Annotated in this window: 16 protein-coding genes; 6 read left to right on the plus strand and 10 right to left on the minus strand. The window is 68.9% G+C overall.

The window, feature by feature from the left end; translation table 11 throughout:
• Positions 1-3: 3 nt before the first annotated feature.
• Positions 4-2,754 carry a TonB-dependent receptor gene (locus tag FM111_RS06830; protein ID WP_087140218.1) on the plus strand — a complete coding sequence of 917 codons (2,751 nt, stop codon included), beginning with the start codon at positions 4-6 and terminating at the stop codon, positions 2,752-2,754.
• 40 nt (positions 2,755-2,794) lie between these two features.
• On the opposite strand, the gene mce is transcribed toward FM111_RS06830, so the two are convergent.
• Genes mce through FM111_RS06855 form a run of 5 tightly spaced genes read right to left on the minus strand, consistent with a single transcriptional unit; the run spans position 2,795 to position 10,268 of the window.
• Positions 2,795-3,217 carry a methylmalonyl-CoA epimerase gene (gene mce, locus FM111_RS06835; RefSeq protein ID WP_087140219.1) on the minus strand — a complete coding sequence of 141 codons (423 nt, stop codon included), beginning with the start codon at positions 3,215-3,217 and terminating at the stop codon, positions 2,795-2,797.
• Positions 3,214-5,373 carry a methylmalonyl-CoA mutase gene (gene scpA / locus FM111_RS06840; RefSeq protein WP_143276056.1) on the minus strand — a complete coding sequence of 720 codons (2,160 nt, stop codon included), beginning with the start codon at positions 5,371-5,373 and terminating at the stop codon, positions 3,214-3,216. Before scpA ends, mce begins: the two co-directional genes overlap by 4 nt.
• A complete protein-coding gene (locus FM111_RS06845; RefSeq protein ID WP_087140220.1) occupies positions 5,370-6,746 on the minus strand; it encodes a methylmalonyl-CoA mutase family protein in 1,377 nt (458 codons plus the stop codon). Before FM111_RS06845 ends, scpA begins: the two co-directional genes overlap by 4 nt.
• Positions 6,747-8,723, minus strand: a complete 1,977-nt coding sequence (locus FM111_RS06850) for an acetyl-CoA carboxylase biotin carboxylase subunit (protein ID WP_087140221.1) — start codon at positions 8,721-8,723, stop codon at positions 6,747-6,749.
• A gap of 9 nt (positions 8,724-8,732) precedes the next feature.
• Entirely contained in the window at positions 8,733-10,268 is a 1,536-nt protein-coding gene (locus tag FM111_RS06855) for an acyl-CoA carboxylase subunit beta (protein ID WP_087140222.1), read from the minus strand.
• 145 nt (positions 10,269-10,413) lie between these two features.
• Between FM111_RS06855 and FM111_RS06860 the strand changes: the two genes are divergently transcribed.
• Positions 10,414-11,826, plus strand: a complete 1,413-nt coding sequence (locus FM111_RS06860) for a short-chain fatty acyl-CoA regulator family protein (protein WP_087140223.1) — start codon at positions 10,414-10,416, stop codon at positions 11,824-11,826.
• Between the two features lie 146 nt (positions 11,827-11,972).
• On the opposite strand, the gene FM111_RS06865 is transcribed toward FM111_RS06860, so the two are convergent.
• Entirely contained in the window at positions 11,973-13,475 is a 1,503-nt protein-coding gene (locus FM111_RS06865) for a CoA-acylating methylmalonate-semialdehyde dehydrogenase (protein ID WP_087140224.1), read from the minus strand.
• 104 nt (positions 13,476-13,579) lie between these two features.
• Between FM111_RS06865 and FM111_RS06870 the strand changes: the two genes are divergently transcribed.
• The 4 genes from FM111_RS06870 (at position 13,580) to FM111_RS06885 (ending at position 18,933) form a co-directional block, all read left to right on the plus strand.
• A complete protein-coding gene (locus FM111_RS06870; RefSeq protein ID WP_087140225.1) occupies positions 13,580-14,488 on the plus strand; it encodes a LysR family transcriptional regulator in 909 nt (302 codons plus the stop codon).
• A gap of 83 nt (positions 14,489-14,571) precedes the next feature.
• Positions 14,572-15,282, plus strand: a complete 711-nt coding sequence (locus FM111_RS06875) for a response regulator transcription factor (RefSeq protein ID WP_087140226.1) — start codon at positions 14,572-14,574, stop codon at positions 15,280-15,282.
• 20 nt (positions 15,283-15,302) lie between these two features.
• Entirely contained in the window at positions 15,303-16,649 is a 1,347-nt protein-coding gene (locus FM111_RS06880; RefSeq protein ID WP_087140227.1) for a FecR domain-containing protein, read from the plus strand.
• Between the two features lie 4 nt (positions 16,650-16,653).
• The gene (locus tag FM111_RS06885) at positions 16,654-18,933 is read left to right on the plus strand and encodes a CHASE2 domain-containing protein (protein WP_087140228.1); all 2,280 of its coding nucleotides are present in this window, start codon (positions 16,654-16,656) and stop codon (positions 18,931-18,933) included.
• Between the two features lie 18 nt (positions 18,934-18,951).
• On the opposite strand, the gene FM111_RS06890 is transcribed toward FM111_RS06885, so the two are convergent.
• The 4 genes from FM111_RS06890 to gspK all read right to left on the minus strand — a co-directional run bounded on the left by FM111_RS06890 (position 18,952) and on the right by gspK (position 22,062).
• Positions 18,952-19,455: a hypothetical protein gene (locus FM111_RS06890; protein ID WP_087140229.1), complete on the minus strand. Its 504-nt coding sequence runs from the start codon at positions 19,453-19,455 to the stop codon at positions 18,952-18,954.
• A 75-nt stretch (positions 19,456-19,530) separates the two neighbouring features.
• Positions 19,531-19,998, minus strand: a complete 468-nt coding sequence (gene gspM, locus FM111_RS06895; RefSeq protein ID WP_087140230.1) for a type II secretion system protein GspM — start codon at positions 19,996-19,998, stop codon at positions 19,531-19,533.
• Positions 19,995-21,095 (minus strand): type II secretion system protein GspL, encoded by a 1,101-nt coding sequence (gene gspL, locus FM111_RS06900; protein ID WP_087140231.1) that lies wholly within the window; start codon positions 21,093-21,095, stop codon positions 19,995-19,997. The genes gspM and gspL overlap by 4 nt, the downstream gene beginning before the upstream one ends.
• A gap of 10 nt (positions 21,096-21,105) precedes the next feature.
• Entirely contained in the window at positions 21,106-22,062 is a 957-nt protein-coding gene (gene gspK / locus FM111_RS06905) for a type II secretion system minor pseudopilin GspK (protein ID WP_256968127.1), read from the minus strand.
• Between the last annotated feature and the right edge of the window lie 26 nt (positions 22,063-22,088).

Genomic DNA, 22,088 nt, shown 5'->3' on the forward strand with positions numbered 1-22,088 from the left:
GACATGTCGCCAGTCGCCTTGCTGTTCGCCCTCGCCTCCCTGTCCCCTGCCGACACGGCGGCGCCCGCCGCTCCGCCGCAGTCCACGCCCGCCCAGACGGCGACCCCGGTCCCGCAGGAAGAGCTGGACGACGGCGCCTATGACCTGGGCACGCTGGAGACCGTCACCACCGCCCGGCGCGGCGCGGCCCTGGGCGACTATGAGCCCGAACTGACCCTCGACGAGGAGCAGATCAAGGCCTACGGCGCCAGCAGCATCGAAGAGCTGATGACCCTGCTGGAGCCGGTGACGCGCAGTTCGCGCGGCGGCTCGCCGGTCTTCCTGGTCAACGGACGGCGCATCTCGGGCTTCCGCGAGATTCGCGGCATCCCGCCCGAGGCCATCGAGCGCACCGAGATCCTGCCCGAAGAAACCGCCCTGTCCTACGGCTACAGCGCCGACCAGCGGGTCGTGAACTTCGTGCTGAAGGCCGACTTCCGCTCCGTCACCATGCAGGCCACCGCCCGTCGTCCCGACCAGGGCGGCCGCACCATGACCGACCTGGAAAGCAACATCCTGCGCATCTCGGGCAAGCAGCGTTGGACGCTGGACCTGGAGTACGAGCGCGACACCCCCCTGTTCGAAACCGAACGCAACATCACCCGCGATGGCGTTCCCTACGACCTGATGGGCAATGTCACCGCGCCCGGCGGCGGCGAGATCGACCCCGCCCTGTCGGCCCTTCTGGGCCAGAGCGTGAGCACCGCCTCGGTCGGGGCGGGCGCGGCAGGCGGCGCCGCCCTGTCCGACTTCGGCGTCGGGCCGCGCACCGACGACCTGACCGCCTATCGCACCTTGTCGCCCAAGCGTGAGAACAGCTCCATCTCCGGCTCCCTGGTGCGCGACCTGAACCAGACCATGTCGCTGACGCTCAGCGGCGAACTGGAGGACACTTCCAGCTTCTCCTACCTGGGCCTGCCGGGCCTCAGCCTAGCTCTGCCCTCGGCCAGCCCCTATTCGCCCTTCGTCGGCGACGTCCTGCTGCACCGCTATATTGATGCGCCGGGCGCCCTGGGACGACAGACGGACACCATGTCGGGCCAAATGGGCTTCCTGGTCGACGGCTATCTGGGCGACTGGCGCTGGACGGTGAACGGCGGCTACGACCGCACCGAGACCAAGACTCGCACCGGCCGGGGCCTCAACGACGACGCCCTGCAGGCGGGCGTGACGGCGGGAACCATCGACCCGTTCGGCGATCTGGGCCAGTTGCCGACCAACCCGTTCGACACGGCGCGCTCCATCTCCAGCAAGACCAGCGTCGAGGGCGTCATCAACGGCACGGCCTGGGAAGGTCCAGCCGGATCGCTGACCTCCACCTTCAAGGTCGGCTTCGACAGCCAGTCGCTGGACTCCGAGACCCTGCGCTTCTCCGAGGAGCAGCAGGCCAGCGTCTTCTCTGAACGCTCCCTGTCGCGCGACCGGACCAGCGCCTCGGGCAACTTCAACCTGCCGATCGCCAGCCGCGACCGCGAGGTGTTTGGCGCGCTGGGCGACCTGTCGGCCAATCTGAACCTGGCCTATGAAGACCTGTCCGACTTCGGCGGCCTGTCGGCATATACGGTCGGGCTGAACTGGTCGCCGTGGGAGCCGGTCAACTTCACCGCCAGCTGGGCCGACGAGCAGAAGGCCCCGTCGATGTCGCAGTTAAACGACCCGACGCTGTCGACCCCGAACGTGCCGGTCTATGACTTCGCCACCGGCCAGTCGGTCAACATCATCCGCATCGAGGGCGGCAACCCCAACCTGTCCGAAGAGACCAAGCGAGTCCTGAAGTTCGGCGTCAACCTGACCCCGCTGAAGGACAAGGATCTGCGCTTCACGGCCAACTATACCCGGACCGAGACGGAAGGCTCCATCGCCTCCTTCCCGACCATCACGCCGGAACTGGAAGCCGCCCTGCCCGAGCGCTTCACGCGCGATCTGGACGGCAACCTGCTGTCGATCGACGCCCGACCGCTGAACTTCCAGAAGGCCGAGCAGCAGGAAATTCGCTGGGGCCTGAACTTCTCGACCGCCTTCGGCAAGCCGGATCCCTCCGCCATGGAGCGCATGAACGCACGCAGCGGCGGCGGCCAGCGCGGGCCCGGCGGCGGCGCGCCGACCGTCATGCGTGTCGAGGGCGGCCCGCCTCCGGGAGGACACAACGCGGGCGGCCCGCCCCCTGGCGGCGGAATGCGGATGCAGTCAGGCGGCGGGCGCAACCGGGGCGGCGGCATGATGCCGGGTCAGGGGCGGTTCAACGTCTCGCTGTATCACACCTATCGCATCCAGGATGAGATCACGATCCGCGACGGCCTGCCGGTGCTCGACCTGCTGGACGGCGCCGCCATCGGCGCGCGCGGCGGCCAGTCCCGCAACGAGGTCCAGTTGCAGATGGGCGCCTTCAAGAGCGGTATGGGCGGCTTCCTGAACGCCAATTGGAAGGAATCCACCCGCATCAACGGCGGCGCCTCGCCCGACGATGACCTGAGCTTCTCGGACCTGACGACAGTGAACCTGAACCTGTTCGCCGACCTGTCGTCGCGCGAGAACCTGGTCTCCCGCTATCCGTGGCTGAAGGGCGCCCGCGTCAGCGTCGGCGTCGAGAACATCTTCGACCAGCGCCTAAAGGTCCGCGACGGCCTGGGCGAAACGCCGCTGTCCTATCAGCCCGACTACCTCGACCCGCTGGGCCGGACGTTCAGGATCAGCCTGCGGAAGATCCTGTACTGATCAATGAAAAGGCCCGGTCTCGCGACCGGGCCTTTGTGTTTTAGTGATCGCCCTTCGGCGTCTCCATCAGTTCGATCAGCACCCCGCCCATCTCCTTGGGATGCAGGAACACCACCGGCGTGCCGTGCGCGCCGATGCGGGGCTCGCCCGTGCCCAGAATGGTCATGCCCTTGGCGCGCATTTCGGCGATGGCCGCGTGGATGTCGGCCACCTCGAAGCAGACGTGGTGCTGTCCGCCCTTGGGGTTCTTGGCCAGAAAGCCGGTGATCGGGCTGGTCTCGTCGAACGGCTCGATCAGTTCGATCTGGGCCGTCGGCGTGTCGATGAAGCAGACCTTCACGCCCTGCGCGGGCAGGTCGAACGGCTCGCCGATCTTCGTTGCGCCCAGCACGTCGCGATACAGCTTGATCGACTCGGCGATGGAGGGCGTGGCGACGCCGACGTGGTTCAGGTTGCCGATCACTTCTTCGTCTCCACAGGTGTCGGCTGGGCGTAACCCAGACGCTGGTTCAGCTTTTCGATCAGGTCTACAGCCGTCTCGGCGATCACCGAGCCGGGCGGATAGACCGCCGCCGCGCCCATATCGAGCAGGGGCTGCACATCTGCAGGCGGGATGACGCCGCCGACCACGATCATGATGTCCTCGCGCCCCAGCTTGGCCAGTTCGGCCTTCAGCTCCGGCACCAGCGTCAGGTGCCCGGCCGCCAGCGACGAGGCGCCGACCGCGTGGGCGTTCTTCTCGACCGCATCCTTGGCCGCCTCGGCGGGCGTCTGGAACAGGGAACCGGCCGTCACGTCGAAACCGATGTCGCCATAGCCGGTGGCGACGACCTTCTGGCCTCGGTCGTGGCCGTCCTGCCCCAGCTTGGCGATCAGGATGCGCGGCGGGCCGCCGTCGTTCTCGACGAAGGCGGCGACCATTTCGCGGGCGCGGGCGATCTTGGGATCGTTCCCGGCCTCTTTCGCATAGACGCCCGAGACCGTCTTCACCGTGGCGATGTGACGACCGAAGGCGGCCTCCAGCGCGTCGGAGATTTCGCCAACGGTGGCCTTGGCGCGGGCCGCCCGCACCGCCAGCTCCATCAGGTTTTCATTGCCGCGCGCGCCCTCGGTCAGGGCGTTGAGGGCGGCCTGCGTCGCCGCCTCGTCCCGCTCGGCCTTCAGGCGTTGCAACTTCTCGATCTGGCGGGCGCGCACCTCGGCGTTGTCGACCTTCAGCATCGGAATGTCGTCGACCACGGGGTTCAGATATTTGTTCACGCCCACGACCGTCTGCTGGCCGGTATCGATGCGGGCCTGCGTCTTGGCGGCGGACTCTTCGATCCGCAGCTTGGGGATGCCCGCCTCGATGGCCTTGGCCATGCCGCCGTAGGCCTCGACCTCTTCCATCAGGGCACGAGCCTTTGTCGCCAGCTCCTGCGTCAGGCGCTCGACGTAGAAGCTGCCGCCCCACGGGTCGATGACGCGGGTCAGGCCCGTCTCGGCCTGCGCCAGAATCTGCGTGTTGCGCGCGATCCGGGCCGAGAAGTCGGTCGGCAGGGCCAGGGCCTCGTCCAGCGCATTGGTGTGCAGGCTCTGCGTCTGGCCGCCCGCCGCCGCCATGCACTCGACCATGGTGCGCGGCACATTGTTGAACACGTCCTGCGCCGCCAGCGACCAGCCCGAGGTCTGACAGTGGGTCCGCAGGGACAGGGACTTCGGATTGACGCCCCCTTCCCGCTTCACCGCCTCGGCCCACAGCAGGCGGCCGGCGCGCATCTTGGCCACCTCCATGAAGTAGTTCATGCCGATGGCCCAGAAGAAGCTCAGGCGCGGTGCGAACCGGTCGATCTCCATGCCCGCCGCCTTGCCCGCGCGCAGGTATTCGATGCCGTCCGACAGGGTGTAGGCCAGTTCGATGTCCGCGGACGCCCCCGCCTCCTGCATGTGATAGCCGGAGATGGAGATGGAGTTGAACTTGGGCGTTTCCTTCGCCGTCCACTCGAAGATGTCGGCGATGATCCGCATCGAGGGCGCGGGCGGATAGATGTAGGTGTTGCGGACCATGAACTCCTTCAGAATGTCGTTCTGAATGGTCCCGGTCAGCTTGGCGTGATCGACGCCCTGCTCCTCGCCCGCCACGACGTAGAGGGCCAGGATGGGCAGCACCGCCCCGTTCATGGTCATGGACACCGACATCTGGTCCAGCGGGATGCCGTCGAACAGGGTCCGCATGTCCAGAATGCTGTCGATAGCCACGCCCGCCATGCCGACGTCGCCCTTCACCCGCGGGTGGTCGCTGTCATAGCCCCGGTGGGTGGCCAGATCGAAGGCGACAGACAGGCCCTTCTGACCGGCGGCCAGGTTGCGGCGATAGAAGGCGTTGGACTCCTCGGCGGTCGAGAAGCCCGCATATTGGCGGATCGTCCACGGCGCGCCCGCATACATGGTCGGATACGGCCCGCGCACGAAGGGCGCGAAGCCCGGCAGTCCGTGGATGAAGTCCAGCCCGTCCAGCGCCTCCGGCCCATAGGCCGTCTCGACCGTCAGCCCCTCGGGCGTGGTCCACGGCGCGCGCTCAGGCCCGGCGTCGGTCGCGCGCAGATCAAGGGGGACCTTGGAGAAATCAGGAAAGTTCATTGAGCGGCCTCCTCGAAGGCGGCGGCGAAGCGGACAGGCGCCAGCGCCTCGAACGTCCCGATGGCGGCCACAGCGGGCGCAGGCGTCACCGGCGCGGAACGCACGTCCGGGTCGACGAATTTGGTGACGCCGATAATCTGTGCGGCGCCGTCCTTGATGGCTTTTTCAGCCATGTCGCGAGCGCGGGCGATGCGGGGTTGGATCACCCCGCCCTCCAGACAGGCGATCACGCCGCCTTCAGCCTCATAGACCTGAAACTCGGCCCAGGCGGCCTCGGCCAATTCGCGCGTGCGGGCGTCCAGATACCAGGAACCGCTGGCCGGATCGTCCACGCGGCCCAGGTTGGATTCCTCCATCAGGATCAACTGGGTGTTGCGCGCCTGACGCTTGGCGAAGTCGTCCGGCAGGCCCGCCGCGCGGGTGAAGCCGTCCAGCACCACCGCGTCAGCCCCGCCCACAGCCCCTGCGAACCCGGCGGCGGTCAGGCGCAGCATGTTCGGCCACGGATCGCGCGCCGACAGCATCCGCCGCGACGAGCGCGCCTCGATGATCGCCGGAACCTCGGCGCCGAACGCCTTGGTGACACTGGCCCAGACCAGGCGCAGCGCACGGATCTTGGCCAGAGAGTCGAAATAGCTCTGGTCCACAGCCACGCCCAGAACGACGCCCTTCAGCGCCGCCTCGGCCGACAGACCTGCTTCAACGGCCGCCTTCACATAGGCCACAGCCGACGACGCGGCGAAGGCCAGCTCCTGCGCGATGGAGCCGCCCGCCTCATGCGCTGCACGGCCCGAGGCCATGAACAGCGTCGCCTCGGGATAGGTCGCGGCATGGGTCGCCGCCGCCTTGGCCGTCTCAGCCATAACAGCTGCAAAGTCGCCCGGCGCCCCGCCTGCCTCGGCATAGGCCGAGATCGGATCGAGGTGGAAGGCCAGCTTCGCGCGGGGCGAACCCTTGGCGACCGCCGACAGGGCTTCGGCCGCCTTCACGCCCTCAAACCCGGCGTCCAGCGCCACCGGCGCCAGCTCCAGCGCCACCCCGTCCAGCGCGCGCGCCAGTCGGCCCGCGTCCGCCGCGATCGGCCCGGCGATCAGGACGGAGGCCGCCCCGTTCTCCAGATCGGTCAGAATGGCGCGGTTCAGAGCGTCAGCGTCCTCGCCCTCGTTCAGCGCCCGCACGTCCCAGGCCCGACCTTCGGAATCCGAGGGCCGGGGCGCGAATACAGGCTCGCCCCCATTCGCCGTCCCATACAGAGGCTTCGTCGCCAGCTGGTCCGCATCCAGGTGGATGAGGCTTTCCAGCGGACGCTCCTTCAGCGCCTTCACGGCGGCTTCGCGCCACTCCAGCGGGTTCGGGACGGCGAACTCGGTCATTTACTCGAACTCCACCAGCACATCGTCAGCCGCGACCGGGTCGCCGGCCTTGGCCTTGACCGCCTTCACCTTGCCGTCGCGCTCGGCCTTGAGGATGTTCTGCATCTTCATGGCTTCGATGATGGCGACGGTCTCGCCGGACTTGACCTCCTGGCCCTCGACCACGGGGATGTCGACCACCAGACCCGGCATCGGCGACAACACCAGCTTGGACGTGTCCGCCGCCTGCTTCTCGGGCAGCAGGGCATAGAGATGCGCCACGTCGGGGCGCAGCACGCGCACCCGCGCCCGCGCCGCGCGGTGGCGGATGTCGAACCCGTCGGCGGCGCGCTTCACCTCGGTGGTGAAGGCGTCCTCGTTCAGCACCGCCTTGAACAGCGACAGACCCGGCCGCCAGTCGATCTCGGAAAGGGAAATCTCCTCGCCGTCGATGGCGACGATCAGGTCTTCGGCCTCGTCATAGCCGACCTCGACCTCATAGGCCGTCTTGTCGATCAGGACGGTCCAGTCGGTGCGCTCGCTGGGATCACCGTCCTGTTCGGCGATAACCTCGTTCATGGCCACGGCCGAGGCGATCAGGATCTTCACCTGCTCGGCCGAGGGCGTCAGACCGTGGAAGCCCTCGGGGAACTCGTCCTTGATGTAGCTGGTCGACAGTTCGCCGGACTGGAAGCGTTCCTGATCCATCACCGCCGCCAGGAAGGGCACATTGTGGCCCAGACCCGCCAGATGGGTGTCCTCCAGCGCGCGGGCCATGCCGCGCACGGCGTCGTCGCGCGTCTCGCCCCAGGCGCACAGCTTGGCGATCATGGGGTCGTAGAACATGCTGATCTCGTCGCCCTCGCGGACGCCGGAATCGTTGCGGACCGTATAGTCGCCCTGATCGCCCTCTTCCGGCTGCTCATAGCGGACCAGACGGCCGATCGACGGCAGGAAGCCGCGATAGGGGTCTTCGGCGTAGATGCGGCTCTCGATGGCCCAGCCGTTGATCGACAGGTCGTCCTGCTTGATCGCCAGTTGCTCGCCCCAGGCCGAGCGGATCATCTGTTCGACCAGATCGACGCCGGTGATCAGCTCCGTCACCGGATGCTCGACCTGCAGACGGGTATTCATCTCCAGGAAGAAGAAGCTCTTGTCCTGACCGGCGACGAACTCGACCGTGCCCGCCGAGTCATAGTTCACCGCCTTGGCCAGGGCGACGGCCTGCGCCCCCATCGCCGCGCGGGTCGCCTCGTCCAGCAGGGGCGACGGCGCCTCTTCGATGACCTTCTGGTTGCGGCGCTGGATCGAGCATTCGCGCTCGAACAGGTGAATGACGTTGCCGTGCTTGTCGCCCAGCACCTGAATCTCGATGTGGCGCGGGTCGACGATGAACTTCTCGAGGAAGACGCGGTCGTCGCCGAAGGCGTTCAGCGCCTCGGCCTTCACGGCGGCAAAGCCCTCGGCCATGTCGTCGTCCGAATGGGCGACGCGGATGCCCTTGCCCCCGCCCCCGGCCGAAGCCTTGATCATGACCGGATAGCCGATCTCACGCGCGATCTTCACCGCCTCGTCCGGCGTTTCGATCAGGCCCATGTGCCCCGGCACGGTCGAGACGCCCGCCTCGGCGGCGAACTTCTTGGACGTGATCTTGTCGCCCATGGCGTCGATCGCCTCGGGGTTCGGCCCGATGAAGGCGATGCCCTCGGCCTTCAGCCGCCGCGCGAAGCTGGCGTTCTCCGACAGGAAGCCGAAACCGGGGTGCACAGCCTGCGCCCCCGTCTGCTTAACGGCGTCCACGATCTTGTCCTGGATCAGATAGGACTGGGCGGCGGGCGACGGCCCGATGTGCACCGTCTCGTCCGCCATCTCGCACGCCAGCGACCCGGCGTCGGCGTCGGAGTAGACGACCACCGTCTTGATGCCCATGCGGCGGCAGGTCTTGATGACACGAACCGCGATCTCGCCTCGGTTGGCGATCAGAATTTTATCGAACATTTCTGGGCCTTACAGCGGGATGTTGTCGTGCTTCTTCCAGGGATTTTCCTGGGTCTTGTTCTTCAGCGTCTTCAGCGCCTTGATCAGGCGACGGCGGGTGCCGTGGGGCATGATGACGTCGTCGATGTAGCCAAGCCCAGCCGCGACGAACGGATTGGCGAAGCGTTCCTTGTATTCGGCCTCGCGCGCCGCCAGGGCCTCGGGATCGCCGGCCTCCTTGCGGAAGATGATCTCCACCGCGCCCTTGGCGCCCATGACCGCGATCTCGGCGGTGGGCCAGGCGTAGTTGACGTCGCCGCGCAGGTGCTTGGAACTCATGACGTCATAGGCGCCGCCATAGGCCTTGCGCGTGATGACCGTCAGCTTGGGCACGGTGGCCTCGGCATAGGCGAACAGCAGCTTGGCGCCGTGCTTGATCAGGGCGCCGTATTCCTGCTTCGTGCCCGGCATGAAGCCCGGCACGTCGACGAACGTCACCAGCGGGATGTGGAAGGCGTCGCAGAAGCGCACGAAGCGCGCGGCCTTGCGGCTGCTGTCGATATCCAGCACCCCCGCCAGCGTCTGGGGCTGGTTGCCGACGATGCCGACCGGCTGGCCGTCCAGACGGCCGAAGCCGCAGATGATGTTCTTGGCGAAGTCGGCGCCGATCTCGAAGAAGTCAGCCTCGTCGACCGTCTTCAGGATCAGTTCCTTCATGTCATAGGGCTGGTTCGGATTGGCCGGGACCAGGGTGTCCAGCGAGGCCTCGTCGCGATCCGGCTCGTCATAGGTTTCGCGGACCGGCGGCGTCTCGCGGTTCGACAGCGGCAGGAATCCGATCAGGCGGCGCACCTCCGACAGGGCCTCCAGATCGTTCTCGAAGGCGCCGTCGGCGACCCCCGACTTGCCCGCATGGACGCGGGCGCCGCCCAGATCCTCGTGGCTGACGACCTCGTTGGTGACCGTCTTCACCACGTCGGGGCCGGTCACATACATGTAGGAGGTGTCCTTCACCATGAAGATGAAGTCGGTGATGGCGGGCGAATAGACGTCGCCGCCCGCGCACGGGCCCATGATGACCGAAATCTGCGGGATGACGCCCGAGGCCAGCGTATTCTGCAGGAAGATGTCGGCGTAACCGGCTAGCGACTCCACCCCTTCCTGAATGCGCGCGCCGCCCGCATCGAACAGGCCGATGATCGGGGCACCGGCCGTCAGCGCCATCTTCTGGATCTTGACGATCTTGGCCGCGTGGGCGCCCGACAGCGAGCCGCCGAACACCGTGAAGTCCTTCGAGAAGACATAGACCAGACGGCCGTTGATGGTGCCACGCCCGGTGACGACGCCGTCGCCGGGGATGCGCTGCTCGGCCATGCCGAAGTCGTGGCTGCGGTGCTCCACGAACATGTCGGTCTCTTCGAAGGAGCCTTCGTCCAGCAGGACGCCGATGCGTTCGCGGGCGGTAAGTTTGCCCTTGGCGTGCTGGCTGGCGATACGCTTCTCGCCCCCGCCCAGCTTGGCGGCGGCGCGACGGCGCTCGAGTTCCTCGAGGATGGCCTGGCTCATGGTTGGAGCGACTCCCTGACTTCGTTCAGGGTCCAACAAGCCGCTTCATCGCAGAAAGGCAATCGCAACTTTGCAAAACCTGCGTAAGTGCGTAAGCCTGCCAAGGCGGACAGGTGTTTTTGCAAAGTTGCAATGCCCAACAACCATGGCTGAAAAACTCTATCTCGGAACCAAGGTCCGCAAGCTGCGCGAGACGCGCGGCTGGACGCTGGAGCAGTGCGCCGGGCGGCTGGCGCTGTCGCCGTCCTATCTGTCGCAGATCGAGACCAACCAGCGCCCGGCCACGGCGCGGGTGCTGATCGCCCTGACGCGCGCCTTCGACGTGGACGCCAGCCTGTTCGATCTGGACGGCGACGCCCGCCTGATCGCCGACCTGCGCGAGGCGACCACCGACGTCGCGGGCCACGCCGAGGCGCCGACGGCCGGCGAGCTGAAGCAGGCGGCCATGAACGCCCCCCGGCTGGCGCGACAGTTCCTGGCCCTGCATCAGGACTATCGTCGTCTGGACGAGCGGCTGAAGACGCTGAACGAGACGCTGGGCCGCGACGAACACGCCGCCGACGCCGCCCCCGCCCTGCCCTATGAGGCGGTGCGCGACTTCTTCCACTATCGCGACAACTACATCGACGCCCTGGACCGGGCGGCAGAGGACTTGGCCGCACGGCTGAACCTCGGCGACGGCGCCCACCCAGAGCGCGAGTTGGAGGCCGCCCTGAACGACCTGTGCGGCGTGCGCGTCGCCACGGGTCAGGGGCGCGGCGCCATGAGGCGTTTCGATCCGGGCGCGCGCATCCTCTATGTCGACGCCAGCCTGCCGGGCGCCACCCGCGCCTTCCAGATGGCGCACCAGCTGGTGCGTCTGCGGTTCGAGGACCTGATCGAGCACGAACTGGACCGCGCCGCCTTCGACATTCCCGCCGCGCGCGACGTGTGCCGGGTCGGTCTGGCCAACTATGCGGCGGGGGCGCTGCTGCTGCCCTATCGCGCGTTTCTAGAGGCGGCGCGCGAGTTGCGGCACGACGTGGACCGCCTGCGCAACCGCTTCCACGTCAGCTTCGAACAGGCCTGCCACCGGCTGTCGACGCTACAGAGGCCGGGCTGGCGCGGCGTGCCCTTCTACTTCGCGCGGGTGGATATGGCGGGCAACATCACCAAGCGGCACAGCGCGACGCGCTTCCAGTTCGCCCGCTTCGGCGGCGCCTGCCCGCTGTGGAACGTGCATGAAGCGTTCAGCGCGCCGGACCGCATCCTGGTCAATCTGTCGGAGATGCCGGACGGCGCTCGCTACGTCTGCCTCGCCAAGAGCGTGTCCAAGCCGGGCGGGTCGTTTCTGGAGCCGGACCGGCGCTATGCGCTGGGACTGGGGTGCGAGATCGAGCACGCAGCGCAGTTGGTCTATGCGGACGGGCTGGACCTGAACGGTCCGCCGACGCGCATGGGGGTGAACTGCCGCATCTGCGAGCGAACGGACTGCACCCAGCGGGCGTTTCCGCCGATCGACCGCACGCTGGCCGTGCCGGAGAATGAGCGGGGGGTAATCCCGTATACGCTCATCTGATGTCTTTCCTCCCCACTGGTGGGGAGGGGGACCGCGAAGCGGTGGAGGGGGCGGCGCAGACGGTTGACGGGATTCGCCCCTCCGTCTCGTCGGCTGCGCCGCCGATCCACCTCCCCATTCGCTGCGCGAACAGGGAGGAAAGATGTTTAGCCCATCGTCGGAATGACGAAGCTGCTATCCGCGTGCTCCAGATCGCTATCCGGCCAGCGGGCCGTCACGGTCTTGGTCTTGGTCCAGAAGCGGACGCCTTCCATGCCGTGCTGGTTGATGTCGCCGAAGGCCGAACGCTTCCAGCCGCCGAACGAGTGATAGGCCACCGGCACCGGGATCGGCACGTTGATGCCGACCATGCCCACGTTGACGCGGGCGGCGAAGTCGCGGGCCGCGCGGCCGTTCTGGGTGAAGATGGCGACGCCGTTGCCGTACTGGTGCTTGCTCGGCAGGCTCAGGGCCTCCTCGAAGCTGGCGGCGCGCATGATCTGCAGCACCGGGCCGAAGATCTCTTCCTTGTAGGATTCCATCTCCGGCTTGACGTGGTCGAACAGTGACGGGCCGATGAAGAAGCCCTTCTCGTGGCCCTGCAGGCTGAACTCGCGGCCGTCGACGACCAGTTCAGCGCCTTCTTCCACGCCCTTGTTGATCCAGCCCAGAACCTTGTCCTTGTGGGTCTGGGTGACGACGGGGCCATAGTGGGCCTCGGCGTCGGTCGAGACGCCGAGGCGCAGGTTCGGGATTTCCGAGACCAGACGCTCGCGCAGCTCATCCGCCGTGCGCTGACCGACCGGCACCACGACCGGCAGGGCCATACAGCGTTCGCCGGCCGAGCCATAGGCCGCGCCGGTCAGATCCTTGATGACCTGATCCATGTCGGCGTCAGGCAGGACGATGCCGTGGTTCTTGGCGCCGCCCATGGCCTGGACGCGCTTGCCGTGGGCCGCGCCCTTCTGGAAGACGTAGTGGGCGATGTCGGACGAACCGACGAAGCTGACGGCGTGAACCAGCGGGTGTTCGAGGATGGAGTCGACCGCCACCTTGTCGCCGTGGACGACGTTCAGCACGCCCTTGGGCGCGCCCGCTTCCATCATCAGCTCGCCCAGACGCACCGGCAGGGACGGGTCACGCTCGGACGGCTTCAGGATGAAGGTGTTGCCCGCGGCGATGGCCACGCCGAACATCCACATCGGGATCATGCCGGGGAAGTTGAACGGGGTGATGCCCGCCACCACGCCCAGCGGCTGGCGCATGGAATAGACGTCGATGCCCGGACCGGCGCCATAGGTGTATTCGCCCTTCGAGGCGTGCGGGATGCCGCAGGCGAACTCGATCACTTCCAGACCGCGCTGGATGTCGCCCTTGGAGTCGGCGATGACCTTGCCGTGCTCGCTGGACAGCAGTTCGGCCAGTTCGTTCATGTTCGCCTCGACCAGGCGCTTGAACTCGAACATGACGCGGGCGCGGCGCTGCGGGTTGGTCGAGGACCAGCCTTCAAAGGCGGCCTGCGCCGACTGGACCGCGCGGTCCAGTTCCGACGGCGTCGCCAGTTGGACGCGGGCCTGAACCTCGCCGGTGTTGGGGTTGAAGACGTCGCCGAAGCGGCCCGACGCCCCATCAAAAGCCGCACCGTCGATGAAGTGGCGAATATCGCGCATTGAACGTCTCTCCCGATGATTATGGTTCTTCGTGAGCCTGCCCTAGCAGAGCGGGCCGGTCAGGCCCATTGCAATCTTGCAGGTGATGATGCGCATATCTGCATATGTTCGACTGGGATGATCTGAGAGTGTTTCTGGCGGCCGCCCGCGCCGGGTCGCTGGCCACGGCGGCGCAGCGGCTGGGCGTGGACGCGGCCACCGTCGGGCGGCGCGTCGCGCGGCTGGAGACGGCGCTGAAGTCGACCCTGCTGGTGCGCTCGGCGGCCGGTCTGCACCTGACGGCCACCGGCGCCCAACTGCTGGAGCGGGCGCTGGACGCCGAAAGCGCGATGGAGGCCGCCGGTCGCGTCACCCAGCCCGACCTGATCGCGGGCGCCGTGCGGATCAGCGCCTCTGAAGGCTTCGGCGGCGCGGTGCTGGCCCCCGCCCTGCCCGGTCTGCTGGCGGCGCACCCGGGGCTGAACGTCGAACTGGCGGCCAGTTCCGGCTTCCTGTCGCCCAGCCGCCGCGAGGTGGACATGGCCATCACCCTCAGCCCCGCCGCCGGGCCGCGCCTGATCGTCGAGCCGCTGACGACCTATCAACTGGCGCTCTACGCCTCGCCGCAGCATCTTCAGCAACACGGCGCGCCGCAGAGCATCGACGACCTGAGCCGCTTCGACATGGTCGGATACGTCGACGACCTGATCTATGCGCCCGAGTTACATTATCTGGACGAGATCCGTCCGCACCTGCGCCCGCGACTGGCCTCTTCCTCGATCCGGGCCCAGCGGGACATGGTGGCGGCGGGCGGCGGCATCGGCGTCCTGCCCTGCTTCCTGGCCGAGGGGCTGACGCGGGTTCTGGCGGACGAAGTGCTGATCGAGCGCCGCTTCTGGCTCAGCACCCACCGCGAGGTTCACGGCACGGCGCGACTGAAGACGGTTCGCCGCTGGATCAAGGCCCTGTGTCGGGACCAGGCCCTGCGCCTGACCCCCACGCCGGCGTCCCCGCCAAGACGCGCCGAGGGGTGACCATATTTTACATTTTACATTGCTCTAAAGCTGAGCAACCGGGGCTATGACTCCAGCGTTCTCCCCGGAGCTGCGTAACAAGTATGAAGATCGCGATATTAGATGACGATCCCGTCCAGTTGGAGTTCGTCTCCGAGGTCGTTCAGGACGCCGGGTATCGCGCCACTCTGTTTTCGCGTGGGCAGGCGCTGATCTCCGCCCTGCGCAAAGACACCTTCGACATGCTGATCGTCGACTGGAACCTGCCGGACCGTTCGGGTCTGGAGGTGCTGGCCTGGGCGCGCACCAATCTGAAACCCGCCCCGCCCATGCTGCTGGTCACCAGCCGCGCCGAGGATGAAGACGTAGTCGCCGGTCTGGACGCCGGGGCCGACGACTACCTGCCCAAGCCCCTGTCCAAGCCGGTGCTGGCCGCGCGGATCAACGCCCTGATCCGCCGCGCCTACGCTCAACCGACGACGCCGGGCGTCGAGGTCTATGACGGCCTGTCCTTCAACGAGTCCGCCGGATCCGTGACCCGCGACGGCCAGCCTGTCGCCCTGACGGCCAAGGAATACGCCCTGGCGCTGCTGCTGTTCCGCAACCTGCATCGGGCGCTGTCGCGAACCTATATTCTGGAGACGGTGTGGGGCAATGAGCCGGACCTGAACAGCCGCTCGCTGGACATGCACATCTCGCGCATCCGCAACAAGCTGGAGTTGCGGCCCGAGCGAGGCTTCCGCCTGACCCCCATTTACAGCTACGGTTATCGTCTCGAGCGCGTCGCAGGGGCCGAACCCGGCCCAGACGCCTGAACGACGGCGCAGGTGGCGAAATGAAGACGGATTGGGCGGCGGCCCTGGCGATCGCGGCGACCTTGGCCGCAGCGCCGGCCCTGGCGCAGGCTCCGGCTCGCAACGCGCCTGATCCTGCCGCTGAAACGCTCGATTATGTGGTCCGCCGCGGCGACACCCTGATCGACCTGGCGACCGCCTATATGAACCGGCCGCTCGACTATCGCCGGGTCCAGCGCGAGAACCGGGTCGCCAACCCGCGCCGCCTCTCCATCGGGCGCACCCTGGCCCTGCCGGTCGATCTGCTGCGCGCCGATCCGGACGAGGCGCGCATCGCCGGCTTCCGCGGCGCGACAAGCCTGAACCAGGACGGCCGCTCCGTCGCCCCCGCCGCCGGCCAGATCGTGCGCGAAGGCGCCGTCCTCAACACCGGCGCCAACGCCTTCGTCCGCCTGGCCCTGTCGGACGGCAGCCATGTGGTCGTGCCCTCCAACAGCCGCGTGCGCGTCAGCCGCCTGCGCCGCTACGCCATCAACGGCGCCGTCGATCACGCCCTGACGGTCGAGGCGGGTCGTGCCGAGTCGCGCGTCACGCCCCGTCGCCGTCCCGGCGGCTTCGCCATCCGCACCCCGGTCTCGGTCTCGGCCGTGCGCGGCACCGACTTCCGCGTTTCCTTCGACGATGACGCCGACCGTTCGACCACCGAGGTTCTGGAAGGCGCCGTCGCCATCGCGTCGGGCGACGCCGAAACCCTGGCCGCCGCCGATCAGGGCGTCAGCGCCGCCGCCGGCGCGGTGCGCCTGCTGCCCCTTCTGCCCGCGCCCGCCCTGGTTCGCCCCGACGCGCCGCAGACCCAGGCCCAGGTCGCCTTCGACATCCAGTCCCTGCCCGGCGCCGAACGCTATCGCGGCCGCGTCGCCCAGGACGCGGGCATGATCGAAGCCTTCGCCGAGGCCGACAGCGCGCCCGGCGGCCCGCTGGTCTTCGGCGAAATGGAGGAAGGCGCCTACTTCCTGCGCCTGACCGCCCTGTCGCCCGAGGGGCTGGAGGGCAAGGCCACGACCTACAGCTTCATCCGCGCCCGCAACGGCGTCGGCGGTCTGGCCTCGGCCCTGGATCAGCGCGACCGCCGCCGCTTCTACCGCTTCCGCTGGGAGGCCGAGGGCGTCGGCGCGGCGACCTTCCGCTTCCAGCTGTGGCGCGAGGCCGAGGATGGAACCGCCGACGGTCCCCTGCTGATCGACCAGCCCGGCCTGACCGACGAGGCCTTCACCCTCAGCGACCTGCCGCCGGGCGTCTACAGTTGGCGGGTGCAGGGCGCGCGCCATCGTTTCGGCCGCCTGCTGGAAGCCTGGTCCGAGCCGCAACAGCTTCGTATCGGGCGATAAGGCCGTGCCCGCGTCCGCAGGGCCGAAAGACGGCTGGAGAGGCTGGCTCGGCGCCCGCCTGACCGGCCGTCGCGCCCTGGTCGAATGGGGGCTGGTGGCGGCGCTGTCCGCCCTGCTGGTCAGCTGGATGGCGCTAACGCCCGTCGCCGACGGCGCCGACCACCTGGTCTATGACGCCCTGATGCGGGCCGAGGCGGGACCGGCGGATCAGGACATCGTCATCATCGCCATCGACGACCGCAGCCTGGAGGCGCTGGGCCAATGGCCCTGGCCGCGCGACCTGCACGCCCGCCTGATCGACCGCTTGACTCAGGCGGGCGCGGGGCCTGTCGCCTACGACGTCCTGTTCACCGAAGCTTCCCCGCAAGACCGCGCTCTGGCCGACGCCCTGGCGCGCAACGGCAAGGTCCGCCTGCCCGTGGTGCTGGACGCCCCCGGCCTGAACGGGGCCGCCTTCCGCGAGGACGCCCCCGCGCCCGGCCTGACCGAGGCGGCGGCGGGCCTGGGCCACGTCAATCTGACGGTCGATGACGACGGCGCCGTGCGCCGCCTGCCCCTCTATCTTCAAGCGGGCCAGCAGACCTGGCCGCACCTGATCCTGCCCCTGGCCGCCGCCAGGGGCGTCGTCCCCGCCTCGCCCGCACCGCACGACAACGGCGACCTGTTCGCCGCCGCGCCCGAGGCCCTGATCTATCGCGGCCCGCCCGGCGCATTCCGCACCCTGTCCTTCGCCGACGTGCTCAGCGGCGAGACGCCCGCCGCCTTCCTGAAGGACAGGTTGGTGCTGGTCGGAGCGACCGCGCCCGGCCTCGGCGACCGCTACGCCACCCCGGCCACGCCCCACGGCGAACTGCGCCCCGGCGTCGAGGTGCAGGCCGCCCTGCTCCAGACCCTGATCGAGGGCGGCGGCCCGCGCAGCCTGTCGCCCGGCTGGGTTCTGGCCCTGTCCCTTCTGCCGCTCGGCCTGCTGGTCGCCGGCTTCCTGGTGCTGCGCCCGGCGGCCAACATGGCCCTGGGGGCCGGCTTGATCATCGTGACGCTGATCGCCGCCGCTTTCGCCTTCCTGGCTTGCGGCCTGTGGTTTCCGCCCTCGGCCGCGGTGGCCGGGTTGGCCCTGGCCTATCCGCTGTGGAGTTGGCGCCGTCTGGCCGCCGCCTCGGCCTATATGCAGAGCGAAGTCGACGCCTTCGAACGCGACGGCGTGCGCCTGATCGGCCGCGCCCAGGGCGGCGACGTCGTGGCCCGTCAGGTGGACGCCCTGCGCGCCGCCGTGCGCCAGGTGCGCGATCTGGAACGCTTCATCTCCGACGCCCTGCGAAGCCTGCCCGACGCCACGGTGGTGGCCGACCCTCACGCCCGCATCATCCTGTCCAACGACCGGGCCGAGGCCCTGTTCGGCGAACGGCTGAAGGACGGCGCCGACCTGCCCCTTCTGTTCCAGTCGCTGGGCGAACCAGCCTGGCGCCGCTTTCTCGATCTCGAGGGCGACCCCGGCGACATCACCACGCCCGACGGCCGCATCCTGAAAGCCGCCGCATCCGTGCTGACCGACGCCGAGGGGCAGCCCGTCGGCCATATCGTACGCTTCGCCGACATGACCCGTTTCCGCGCCGCCGAGCGTCAGCGCGCCGAGGCCCTGCAACTGCTCAGCCACGACATGCGCGCGCCCCAGGTGTCGATCCTGACCCTGCTGGACGGCCCAGCCCCGCGCCTGGATCCTATGGTCGAGCGCCGCATCGCCGACTACGCCCGCCAGACGCTGGACCTAGCTGAAGGCTATGTTCAGTTGGCCCGCGCCGAAAGCCAGCCCTATCGCTCGGAGCTGCTGGATCTGGGCCAGGTGGCGATGGACGCCGCCGACATCCTGTGGCCCCAGGCGTCGAAGAAGGGCGTTCGCATCCTGACGCCCGACGGCGAAGAAGAGTTCCTGGTCCAGGGCGACCCCGCCCTGCTGCGCCGACTGACCACCAATCTGCTGGACAACGCGCTGAAATACGGCCCCCAAGGCGGCGTCATCCAGGTCAGCCTGACCGGCGCCGAGGAAGACAGTCGTCCGGTCTGCATCCTCAGCGTCAGCGACCAGGGACCGGGCCTGTCCGAAGAGGCCGCACGTCGGCTGTTCCAGGCCTTCGGTCACGGCGGCGCCGATCATCGCGGCGCGGGTCTGGGTCTCGCCTTCGTCCGCACCGTCGCCGAACGCCACGGCGGAACCATCCGCCACCAGCCCGGCTCGCCCGGCGCGACCTTCATCCTGACCCTGCCCAGGGTCATGGAAGGGGAATGAAGCTGCAGGCGGCCTGCTCTAGTCCGCCGTTTCCAACTGCGCCACCGCCGCTTCGGCCAGCAGGCCCGGCGCGCTCTCCACCTGACGCCGCCCCAGGATCGCCACGGCCGAGGCGCGATAGGCTCCCGCTTCATCTCCCGGTCCGGTCAGGATCACGGTCAGGCTGTGCGATTGGCGGCCCTGGCTCCACCATTGCGGCAGGCGCGGCGCATCCGTCCACTCGCCCTGGCGCGCGTCGACATCGGTGAAAACGCCGGTCTTCTGGGGCCGCACCGCATAGGCCGTCTCGACCCGCCAGGCGGCCTTGTCGTCCACCTCGCGCCAGCCGCGCGCGGCCAGCGCCTGACGCACCGCCTCGGCCGCCGCGCGGTCGGCCTCGCTCGGCGTCTCGGCCTCCAACAGGCGATAGACGGTCACGTTCGCGGGCACGGCGGCGGACAACTGCGTCTCGACGCGAGGCGCAGAGACGCAACTCGCCAGGACGACCGCGCTGACCAGGGGAAGAACCAGACGAGAGATCATGGCTGCGATACCTGCCTCGCCGCGCCCTCCAAGTCTACAACCGACGACCAGCCTCGACCGAAAAGCGCGGCCCGATCAGCCGCCGGACGCCAGCGCGCCCGTCACGCCCAGCGTCCCGTCCGGGCTCTCGACCACGCCCAGTTCCTCGATGCGCGCCCCGCCCTGCTCCAGCGCCGCCAGCCAGCCGAAGGCCTGGGCGGTCGTCACACGATCCAGCCGGAAGCCCAGCCGCCCGCCCTCGGACATGCCCAGCGTCGGCTGCACCCCCGTCGCCGTCGCGGTGGAAGCGACCAGAGCCTGAAGATCGACCGCCGCCGTCGGCGTCTCGCCGCGTTGGACCACCGCCGTCTCGATCTGCCCCAACTGCCGCTCGGCGGCGACGCGAGCGCGCGCCTGATCCGCCTGCCAGCCGTCCAGCGGCCGCACCACGCCCAGCCAGCCGACGACGCCCAGCACCAGCGCGCCCATGACCGCCAGCATCCGCCGCTCGCGCAGCGACCGGCCGTCCCACCAGGCGACGACGGAAGAGAACAGGGCCTTCATCGGGCGGCTCCGATCGTGAGGGTGCTGACCATGCGACCGGCTTCCTCGGCCGAGGTTTCGTCGACCACCGCCAGACCCGCCTCGGCCAGATCGGCGCGCACGGCGTCCAAATCATTGAACGTCGGATGGGCCAGGGTGACGCGCAGCCCTTCGCCGCCCAGTGTCGCGTCGTCCACTTCGGCGCCCGGCACACGCTCGACGGCGACGAAGACGGCGGCCAGGGCGCGCGCGGTTCCGCCCGGCGGCGCTCCGGCGTCGAGGCGGCGCAGGGCCTCCGGCGCCGGGTCGTCCGCCGTCGCCAGTTCGGGATAGAGCTTCACCGCTCCGGCCTTGGCGTCCGCTCCGGCGCGCTCAGCCGCCGCCCGGTCGCGCAGCCCCTCCGCCGCCATCAGCACCAAAGGCGAGATCAGCAGCGCCGCCGCCAGACCGGCCGCCAATCGCCAGCCCTTGACCGCCTGCCCCCGCTCACGCCGGTCATGGACCTGCAACAGGTCGACCGGCGCCCCCAGCGCCCCTGCCGCCAGCGCTGCGTCCAGCGCCTCGCCCTCCAGCCAGTCCAGAGCGCGCCCGGTCGCAATCGCCTCCGCCAGATCGGCCTGCACGGTCGCGGCGAAGGCTACGCCGCGCAGCGCCACGTCAGCGCCGACCTGCGCGGCGGTCAGGGTCTCGGCCTCCAGCGGCGCAGGCAGGCACAGATTATCCGGCACGACGGCCTCGGGACGAATGTCGAAGGTCTCCATCCAGCGCAGCCACGCCTGCAGCAGCTTGGCCGACACCGCCGCCGTCAGCCGCGGGCCGCCGTCTGCAGGCGCGCCCAGCGCAACGTCCAGCCCCTCCACCTCGCCCGCCGCTTGATCGCGCAAGGCCCAGCGCGCGGCGGCTCTGGCCTGCGCCATATTGCCCGGCGGCAACTCCAGCCAGCGCGTCATGACGTCGGCGCCCGGCGCTACGGCGATGGTCCGCAGCGGCGGTGGCGCCTCGGCCTGATGCGGGTCCAGCTCGCCACGTCCGACGACACGGCCCTCGCGATCGACCAGCAGGAAACGCGCGGGCAAGGTTGCGTTAGTCGGGATGAACAGGATGCGGGCGTGGCTCATTCTTCCATGCTCATTCTTCAGGCGTCCAGCGACGGATGACGGTGCGCGCCACGCCGTCGGGCGCGACGTGGATCAGGGCGGTGCGGACGGCGCGGGCGTCGCCGTGCTCGATCTCGACCCTCAGGTCGAAATAGCGGGTGGCCAGGGTGATCTGGCCCTTGGTCTCTTCGTCGACGACCACGCCGGACAGGGCGGGCTGTGCCCAGAAGGCGTCAGGACTGCTCCAGCCGGTCGCCGGGCGCGCGGCGATAGCCGCCTTGGCCGCATTCAGCCCCACCACGCCTCGACTGATGGCGACCAGCAGCACAGCGTCCTGCGCCTCCAGCGTGTTGACGTTCAGAGGCGACAGGCGCGCCTCGGGCAAGGCGCACAGATAGGGCCTCAACCGGCGATAGAGTTCATCATCCACCCCCGCCACGGCGCGCAGTTCACTGACCTCAGCCAGCATGACTCCGCCGGTGCGATAGGGCGTAGGGCGGCTGGCGTAGGCGGCGTCCTCCGCCCCCTGCGGCGACACCACATCGTCGCCGTCCATCCAGTCGGTCAGGGCCGCCGCGACCGCCGCCATCCGCCCGCGAGGCGCGCCCAGCGCCTCGCCCAGGGCGATGAACTGCGCCGCGCCTTCGGGTCTGGCCATCAGATCCTCCCCCTGCCCCAGCACCAGACTGTTCAGGTTGAAGCAGGCCTGACCGTCGCGGATCACCGCCCGCCCCTCGCCGTCTTCCAGCGGCAGGGCGAAGACGCGGCCGTTCCACTGTGGCTGAAGCGGCGTGCGCGCGGGATCGGCGCGGACCAGGTCGGACAGCCGCCGCCGCGCCAGCGCTTCGGCTCCCGCCGCATAGGCTTGCGCCTGCGCCTGGCTCTCCGCGTTGGTCGTGCGCCGCACGGAGAAGCGCACATCGTCCAGCAGCACCACGCACAGCGCCGCCATCACCGCCACCAGCAGCAGGACGGTCAGCAGGGCCATGCCTCGACGATCGCGCGCGCCCGGCT

This window comes from Brevundimonas diminuta 3F5N (genome assembly GCF_900163625.1).
Classification (GTDB): domain Bacteria; phylum Pseudomonadota; class Alphaproteobacteria; order Caulobacterales; family Caulobacteraceae; genus Brevundimonas; species Brevundimonas diminuta_A.